9 protein-coding genes and 1 pseudogene are annotated in these 7,283 nt (G+C 63.3%); 5 read left to right on the plus strand and 5 right to left on the minus strand.

Going from position 1 to position 7,283, the window contains the following annotated elements; translation table 11 throughout:
• Positions 1-433 precede the first annotated feature (433 nt).
• From ACIRA7_RS13655 to ACIRA7_RS13670, 4 genes are all read left to right on the plus strand, one after another.
• Complete coding sequence (locus ACIRA7_RS13655; RefSeq protein WP_396221401.1) at positions 434-793, plus strand: hypothetical protein; 360 nt, start codon at positions 434-436, stop codon at positions 791-793.
• Positions 794-991: 198 nt separating this feature from the next.
• Positions 992-1,114: a hypothetical protein gene (locus tag ACIRA7_RS13660; RefSeq protein WP_396221402.1), complete on the plus strand. Its 123-nt coding sequence runs from the start codon at positions 992-994 to the stop codon at positions 1,112-1,114.
• Positions 1,115-1,136: 22 nt separating this feature from the next.
• Entirely contained in the window at positions 1,137-1,295 is a 159-nt protein-coding gene (locus ACIRA7_RS13665) for a hypothetical protein (RefSeq protein WP_396221403.1), read from the plus strand.
• 97 nt (positions 1,296-1,392) lie between these two features.
• Positions 1,393-2,190, plus strand: a complete 798-nt coding sequence (locus ACIRA7_RS13670; protein WP_396221404.1) for an alpha/beta fold hydrolase — start codon at positions 1,393-1,395, stop codon at positions 2,188-2,190.
• 202 nt (positions 2,191-2,392) lie between these two features.
• Here the strand turns inward: ACIRA7_RS13670 and ACIRA7_RS13675 are convergent, their stop codons facing one another.
• Complete coding sequence (locus ACIRA7_RS13675) at positions 2,393-3,628, minus strand: cytochrome-c peroxidase (protein WP_396221405.1); 1,236 nt, start codon at positions 3,626-3,628, stop codon at positions 2,393-2,395.
• A 162-nt stretch (positions 3,629-3,790) separates the two neighbouring features.
• On the opposite strand from ACIRA7_RS13675, the pseudogene ACIRA7_RS13680 reads away from it, so the two are divergent.
• Positions 3,791-4,003: pseudogene (locus ACIRA7_RS13680) on the plus strand (DUF6194 family protein); the annotation flags it as partial.
• An 8-nt stretch (positions 4,004-4,011) separates the two neighbouring features.
• Here the strand turns inward: ACIRA7_RS13680 and ACIRA7_RS13685 are convergent.
• From ACIRA7_RS13685 to ACIRA7_RS13700, 4 genes are read right to left on the minus strand one after another with little or no spacing between them, the layout of a single operon-like run.
• Complete coding sequence (locus ACIRA7_RS13685) at positions 4,012-5,202, minus strand: serine hydrolase domain-containing protein (protein ID WP_396221406.1); 1,191 nt, start codon at positions 5,200-5,202, stop codon at positions 4,012-4,014.
• Positions 5,203-5,234: 32 nt separating this feature from the next.
• On the minus strand, positions 5,235-5,741 hold the full coding sequence (locus ACIRA7_RS13690) for a metallopeptidase TldD-related protein (protein WP_396221409.1): 507 nt from the start codon (positions 5,739-5,741) through the stop codon (positions 5,235-5,237).
• Between the two features lie 2 nt (positions 5,742-5,743).
• Positions 5,744-6,271 carry a hypothetical protein gene (locus tag ACIRA7_RS13695; RefSeq protein WP_396221407.1) on the minus strand — a complete coding sequence of 176 codons (528 nt, stop codon included), beginning with the start codon at positions 6,269-6,271 and terminating at the stop codon, positions 5,744-5,746.
• Positions 6,264-6,833, minus strand: coding sequence for a FecR family protein (locus ACIRA7_RS13700; protein ID WP_396221408.1), 570 nt, complete (start codon positions 6,831-6,833; stop codon positions 6,264-6,266). The genes ACIRA7_RS13695 and ACIRA7_RS13700 overlap by 8 nt, the downstream gene beginning before the upstream one ends.
• Positions 6,834-7,283 lie beyond the last annotated feature (450 nt).

Consider the following 7,283-nt stretch of genomic DNA (forward strand, 5'->3'; position numbering starts at 1 on the left):
CAGATTGGTCCCCGCCGGCATCCCCCCCACGGTGCCCGCCGTTCCCACGGCCCTCGAGGCGCGCGCGCGAGGCGGAGGGCACGCCGCCGCCCGTCGATCGGTGCGCGCGCGGGCGGTGATCGCGTCGGATACTCGACGGATAGCCGACCCGCCCCGATTGAAATTCCTATCCCGTCGTACGACCAAGGCTGGGATCTGCATTCCTTTCGTTGATTGAACGCGCCAATTCCAGCGCGTCTCCGCGCGGCTGAACGGGCGTTCGACATGCCTTCATACTTCGCACCCAGACTCGATGAAGCTCAATTCTGCTGGCTCAATGCTCACCGGAACGACCGTAGCTCTTCTCATCGCGGTTGCCGTGGCCACGGCATCCGCCAGCGCCCAAGACGCGCGCATTGGCCGGTTGCCGCTCCTTGCTCCAATGAGAACGGCCATGGCGACGTGTCGCCCACTGCCGATCGACGAGGGCTTGCGGCGGCAGGGAGTGGCATCAGGCGTGATGGCGAGCGATGCCGCCCTCAGCCGCACCGTCTCTCTGGCCCTCACCGCCGACGGACACGCGAAGATGCTCATCGCCTTGATGAGTGACTCAACGGGCGTACGGCGGCGCGAGATGGAGACGGTGACCGTGTTCTTTGACGCCGCCGGGCGCGTGGTCATGGGGTCGAGAACCGCGACAACCACCGGCGTGCCAGCGCGACTGAGCGAGGATCGGCGAGGTGGCCTGCTGCCGTCGGATACGGCGCAAGCCCTCGCCCTTGCGACCGCCGTTCGTGCCTGTGCTCGCCGCTGATGTCTAACGAACCGTTGCTGCTGGCAGCGCGCTGCGCGCGCAGTTTTATTAGATGCGCTGCAGCAGAACGCAAGGCATTAGACGCACGACAACATTTCTACGCATTGCCAGAGCGCACCACGACATTGAAGATCCGCCGCGCGTGCCGAGCGCGGCCAGTGAGATCCTTGCATTACCACTCCACTCCTATCTGAGGACATGCCCGTGATCGAAATTGGCTTACTCGTTGCAATCCTTATCGTCCTCATCGCGATCCTCACGGCGATGAAGTTCGGCTTCAATCAGGTCATCAAGGGGCTGGAAGCAGTCTCCAATCGTTGATTGAACGCGCCAATTCCGGCGCGTGCTGACCGAACGCTTCAAGGCCACGGCGGCGCAGGTCGACGTGATTGAGCAGCTGCAGCGCGACCAGGATCTGCTCGTCCTCGCCAACCGTGCGCCGCTCCCGATTTTGTCGCCACGCGACGCGTGGAGTCGCCTGCGAGGCGAGGGCGCCGTATAACGCAGCTTGCTACTGACAGCGACGCTATTGTAGCGGCCGCATTCTATGGAATGTCTGCAGAAGAAGCACACGTTCAGCATTGCAACACGGAGCATCTATGCCGTCAGCTGATTTATCAAGTGGCTCAGTTCATTACTCGGAGTGTGGCCACGGCGTACCGCTTGTTTTGCTTCATGCCAATCCGGGCGACAGCCAAGATTTCGAGGCAGTTATTCCCGCACTCTCCAAGAGCTATCGAGTGCTGGCCCTCGATTGGCCGGGTTACGGGCAATCCACAATGCCGCCACAGCCCGGATCCGCCAGCGTTCTACTTTACTACAAAATCTTGCGCGAGTTCTTGGCGGCGTTGGACTTGCCACCGGCTTTCTTTATCGGCAACTCCATTGGAGGCAATGCGGCTGCGCGTCTAGCCATCGAGTCACCTGAGCTCGTGCGCGCCTTGGTGTTGGTCGCACCTGGCGGCTTCACTCCGCACAACTTTCTTAGTCGCACTTTCTGCAAAGTTCAGGGAAGCAGTTTTTCCATTGCGCCGCATCGTTTTGCCAGCATGTATCTCAAGCAGCGCACCTCAACAACAGAAGCCATGTTGCGTCGTGCTTCTACCGTGCAGGCCACAACAGAGCGTGTCGTCCTCAATCGGGCCATGTGGCGTAGCTTTGCCCGTCCCGAAAGCGACTTACGGCAAACCGCGCACAGCATCAAGGCGCCTACCTTGTTGTTGTTCGGCCAGCGCGACCCGGCTATACCAGCCAACAAGGACGGCAAGGTCGCCGCTCGGTGCATTCTCTCTGCGCAGTTCGTCGCCTTACCCTGTGGTCATGCTTCATTTGCCGAGGTTCCAGAGTTATTTCTCGCGGAGGTTGAGCCGTTTTTGGCAAGGTGCAGTAATGCGTAACAAGGCACTCCAGCCAACCCACTTGACTACGCTTCGCTGCGGCAAGCGGTTGGCAATTTTGGCCTAACTATGTGTCAATGCTGATTGAAATTGCACACCCGGCGTGGGGCTGGCTCGGAGTAGCGGTTAGCGCTCCTGGTGGCGGGCGCGCTTCCTGTCACGTCGGAAGACCACATGACTGCGGGAAACACGAAGCGAGGTGTCACCGAATGAACGGATCACTCCATTTCGGATCGGAATACAGGCGCGCTCCCGATAAGGTGCGCATGAACGCCATCATGTCATCGAACTCCTGGGCGTTCATCCGGAGGTCCTTCGCTCGCCCCTCCGGGCGCAGCCGGGGATCGAGATTGGCGTTCAGTGCCGTTCGCGAATTGTAATGCTCGAGCACCTGACGCAGCGTTAATGATCCGGTGTGCATGAGTTTCCCGTTCAACGAGCCGTCCGGCCGCATCAGATCGCGCAGCGTCGGTGCACGAACAATGCGAAGCTCCTGGCCACCGCCAATCGCTTCGATGAACCCATTGTTCAGGCTTGCCGGACTAATGTCGAATTCGGGAGGACGATGGCAGATGCCACAGCCGAGGCCGCCGCCGATACGAACAGCCCCCGGGGCAAAGATGGAATTATCGACGAACAGCGACTTCCCGCGATTCTCGGAGGCGGAGAAGGTGGGAAAGGGATCCACCTCTCGCGTGACCATGGCGCGGCCTTCATCATACCGGCTGTCAAATGATTGGATGGACGATACGAAGTGCAGAAGGCTCTCCCGCACGCGCTCGCTGGTCACCGCGGGATCCTTGTACACGAACTGAAAGAGCTCGCGATAGTAATCCTCACGCTGCAGTGCGCTCATCAGATCGGTCAGTCCGGGATTGCCGCCGGTGCCGCTGAACCCCATTTCGACATGGTCCTGGACGGGTTGCAGCAGCTGATCGCTGAGGGTCGCGGCCCGTTCATCCCAGAAGAATCGCCGTTCTTCGGCAAACCGGACGTTCACCAGGCGCATGGAATGGCGTGCGGTTCTTCCATTGACGCCTAGGCTGGCCGGACTGGTGTCGCTGAACGCGAACTGCTGCTGATGGCAACTGGCGCACGATACGCGGTTGTTCGTCGACAGGCGGGTATCGTAAAACAGCACCCTGCCGAGCAAGGCCTTCTCATTGCTGATGGCGAGCGCCGAGTTTCTGCGCTGGATATATGCCGGAATCGACTGACTGCCGTAATCCGGGATCTGATTGAGATTGATTCGGTTGCCGAAGCGGGCAGGCAGAGACGAGGACTGACCACCGCCAACCACGAGGTCATTTGCGCGGCATCCGACGAGCAGGATCGCCGATACCAGACTGATAGCGCGTCGTGCAACGCACCAGTACGTGCGCAGATGAACGGTAGAGAAGATTCCCGGCAGGTGCATGTCTATCTTCGAGTCGCTCACCGGTTCTCCTGATCTCGTTCTCGATTTTGTCCCCAAGGGTCTTGTCGCTCACAGCGCCTGCATCGATGACCGCTGCTCCAAATAAATGCGCGGGCGTAGCCCATGCCACCCACGCTGACCGCATACCCCATCCCACGCGACGATCTGAGGAGGTCGGGCATCATGGATATCGCCGCTATCACTCGGTACATCGCCAGCACGTTCGCCGACATTCAATCGGTACATGCCTGGGGTGAAACGTCGTTCTTCTATAACCCCGGCCGAGCGCTCCCGCGTGGCGTGTACTTCGCCACGCTCAAGGACAAGGATGGGGACAACGATCGCGCCTCCAACCTGCTGCGCGCCGATGTCTTTCGCTTGAACATCGGGATCAGCACGCCCACCTATCGCACGCTGTTCGGACCACCACCGCCGCGCCCTTCCGCCGGAGGCGCATGCACTGGCCGTGGAGAAATTTTCCCGACGCGTGGGACTCCGACCATCTGCAGCACCGCCGATATGATGCCGTTGGCGAGCCGGAGTTCGCCCTGATCGGTGACTGCGATCGCGATGGTGACGCCCGCGTCGGGAAACACCATCGCCGTCGTCCCCCAGAAGCCGCTATGCCCGTGTCCACGGAGGCCGCCGGCGTTGGCCCCGAAAATCCCGAGACCGTACCCCGCCATTTCGGTGCTGCGCGGTGCGAGCATCGTCTCAAGCGTGGCGCGCTCAGCGAAGACCTTCCCGTCGATCAGCGCGGTGAGGAAGTGCGCCACGTCGGCCATGGGTGCGACGATGCCCCCTCCGCCATAGAGATCGAACGACGGATCGATGCCATACGCATCGAGCCCGTTCAGATACTGATGCGCACGGTCGGCCACTCCGCGCGGCGCCGGCTCCATCGTCTCCCACCAGGTACCACCCAGCCCCAGCCGCTCGAACCCCACGAGCGTACGCACGGCGGGTCCCAGCGGCCGGCCGGTGTAGCGTTCAATGATCGCCCCCAATAGAGTGTAGCCGCTGTCCGAATAGCGGAATTGCGCGCCGGCGGGACCGACCGGGGCGAGACTATCCACGAGCCAGCGGAGCTGCTCCTCCCGCGTCCAGCGATACGCGGGTGCCGTCCGCAGCCGTGCCACGTAGCTCGGGACCGCCGGGTGTTCATTGAATCCCGCTCGATGACTCAGCACCTGTTCGATGGTGATCGAGTCGGTGCGATAGCCATCCGTTCGCAGCAGCGAATCGAGTGACGACGGGAGATGCGTGGACAGGGGATCCTTGAGCGACAGCCGCCCCTGCTCCACCAGTCGAAGCACGGCAGCCGCCACGTACGTCTTGGTATTGCTCGCGATACGCATCGGCTGCTGCGGTACCAGTGGCACCCGGCGCGCCGTATCGGACAGACCTGCAGCCACACTCCAGGCGCGCCCCATCGCCTTCGATTCCACCGCGATGACGATCCCCGGTAGGCGTGGACGCGCCTGTACGAGGCTGTCGGCCAATCGCTGGAGTGCGGGCCCCACCGAGTCGGGAGGGAGCGGCGGCTGCATGGCAACCACTGTGAAGGCAGCAACAACGAGTGAAGACAGAATCATAGGATCACCAAGGGGCTACGGTGCAGGACGACTTACACCGCTTCCGACAACGACGTGAAGTTGAAGTCCCGCACCTTGAGACTCGGCATCACCACGTCGCCGCCCCCTTCGGTGCCGGCGACTCGTTCGGTGCGGCCGATCCCCTCGACGTTATTCAGCATGAACAGCGGCGACTCGTTGAATCGGAAGTTGCGCAGGCTCTTGGTGATCTTCCCGTTCTCGACCAGGAACGTGCCGTCGCGGGTGAGTCCCGTATAGAGAATCGTGCGCGGGTCCACCTCGCGCAAGTACCACAGGCGCGTGACGAGAATGCCGCGCGTGGTGCTCTTCACCAGGTCATCCACGCTCTGCGTGCCGCCGGCCATCTTGAATGTGCTCGGGCCACCGGTTGGGGTCTTGCCCTGTTTCTTGCCCCAGAAGCGCGAGTAGATGAGCTGCTTGAGCACGCCGTTCTCGATCCAGACCTGACGGCCGAGGGGCATGCCTTCGAAGTCCCACGGCCGCCCCTGCAGCTGCGGATCGGCAGGGTCGGAGAAGATCGTTACCCGCTCGTCTCTTGCGCGGTCTGTACGTCGGCGCCAAGGGAAGCGCTGCGAAGCGTTGCGCCCGCGACCGGGTCGCCCGTTGCACGATCGACGACGCGCCCCGTCACGCGACCAGCGCCCACAATCACCACGGCGCGTTGATCTGCGGTCACGAGAGCCATCAGTGCCTTGCCGCGCAGGAGTACCTGCAGTAGGTCGACAACACGTGCCGCGTTGCGCACGGTCGGCGCGGACGATGCCGCGAGGACTTCCTCACCGAAGGTGATACGCACGCCACTAACACGTGAGAGTTCGCGCAGCGCCCGTTCGAGCGACAGCGGGCCGCTGGGCAGCGACACCACTAGGGCCAACGGCGAGGTGGGCGCGATCAGTGTTGGCAGTGGACCGTACGTGGGCATGGCCGGTGACTGCTGCGCGCCAAGCCGCGGCGCGCGCAGCGCGGACAATGCGATCGCGGCACAGACGAACGTCGTGCTCGCGATCATGGCGAACACGTGCTGGCGGGCATTGGTGTGCCTACTCACGTACTGATCCCGCGATGACCGGCACCAGCGTGATCACCTCACCCCGTTGCACCACCGACACCTGGAGGAGTTGCGCCATCTCGGCGAGCACCGTGGCCGCGGTCGCCGTGGTCCACTCGGCGCTGAGGCGACGATCGAGCACGCGGTCGTCGGCAACGCGAACATCGAGGCCATACCAGCGAGCGAGCAGTGGAATCACGTCGCGCACGGTGCCGCGATCGATAAGGCGTGCACCAGTCGTCCAGGCAACGAGCTGCGCGGCCGGCACACCGCGCGTGATCAACGCCGCTCCTTCACGTTGCACAAGGCGGTCTCCGGCCTGCAAGAGCACGCCGTGCAGCGAGTCCCGTTCGTTGGCAACTGACACCCGCCCTTCATTAACGACGATTTCTACGGATGACGAGCGCTCGTCGCTGGCAACCGAAAACTGTGTCCCTCGCGCTTCGGCGATCACGCCGTGCGCGTGCACGTGAAAGACGCGTGCGGCATCGTGTGCCACGCGAAAGTGCGCGCGCCCGACGAGTGTGAGCTCGCGTCGCGTTTCGCCATAATCGGCCGGCACTTTGAGGTCGACCCGCTAAGGTGTCCCACCTGCCACGGCGCGATGCGCATCGTCGCCTTCATCACCCAGACGTCGGTGATCGACCAGATCCTCACCCACCTCCGGACCCGCGCTTCCCGTGCGGCGCACGCCGGGCCACGGAGCCCCCCATCGACCCGGGCCCCCGCGAGCCGGGGCCCGGCGCGCACCCCACGCTCGTCCGCCGACGCTGCGCCGGTCATCTGAGGACGGCCCCGACGCTCCGCCACCACGCGGGGACCGTCGGCGTGGGCGGCCGTCCCGCCGGCGCGGCTCATTGGTCCCGCCGGCATCGCCCCCCCACCGTCACCGCCGTTCCCACGGCCCTCGAGTCGCACGAACACGTCAGTGGGCACGCCGCCGCCCGCCAGTCGGTGCTTACGCGGTCGGTGATCTCGCCCTATACTCGACCGATAGTCGACCCGCCCCGAT

This window comes from Gemmatimonas sp. (genome assembly GCF_044376735.1).
Taxonomy (GTDB): Bacteria; Gemmatimonadota; Gemmatimonadetes; order Gemmatimonadales; family Gemmatimonadaceae; genus Gemmatimonas.

What these genes read in the sequence shown, in the direction of transcription:
- ACIRA7_RS13670 (WP_396221404.1), top strand. Translation starts at nt 1,393, where the DNA reads ATGCCGTCAGCTGATTTATCAAGTGGCTCAGTTCATTACTCGGAGTGT.
- ACIRA7_RS13655 (WP_396221401.1), top strand. Translation starts at nt 434, where the DNA reads ATGGCGACGTGTCGCCCACTGCCGATCGACGAGGGCTTGCGGCGGCAG.
- ACIRA7_RS13685 (WP_396221406.1), bottom strand. Translation starts at nt 5,202, where the DNA reads ATGATTCTGTCTTCACTCGTTGTTGCTGCCTTCACAGTGGTTGCCATG.
- ACIRA7_RS13660 (WP_396221402.1), top strand. Translation starts at nt 992, where the DNA reads ATGCCCGTGATCGAAATTGGCTTACTCGTTGCAATCCTTATCGTCCTC.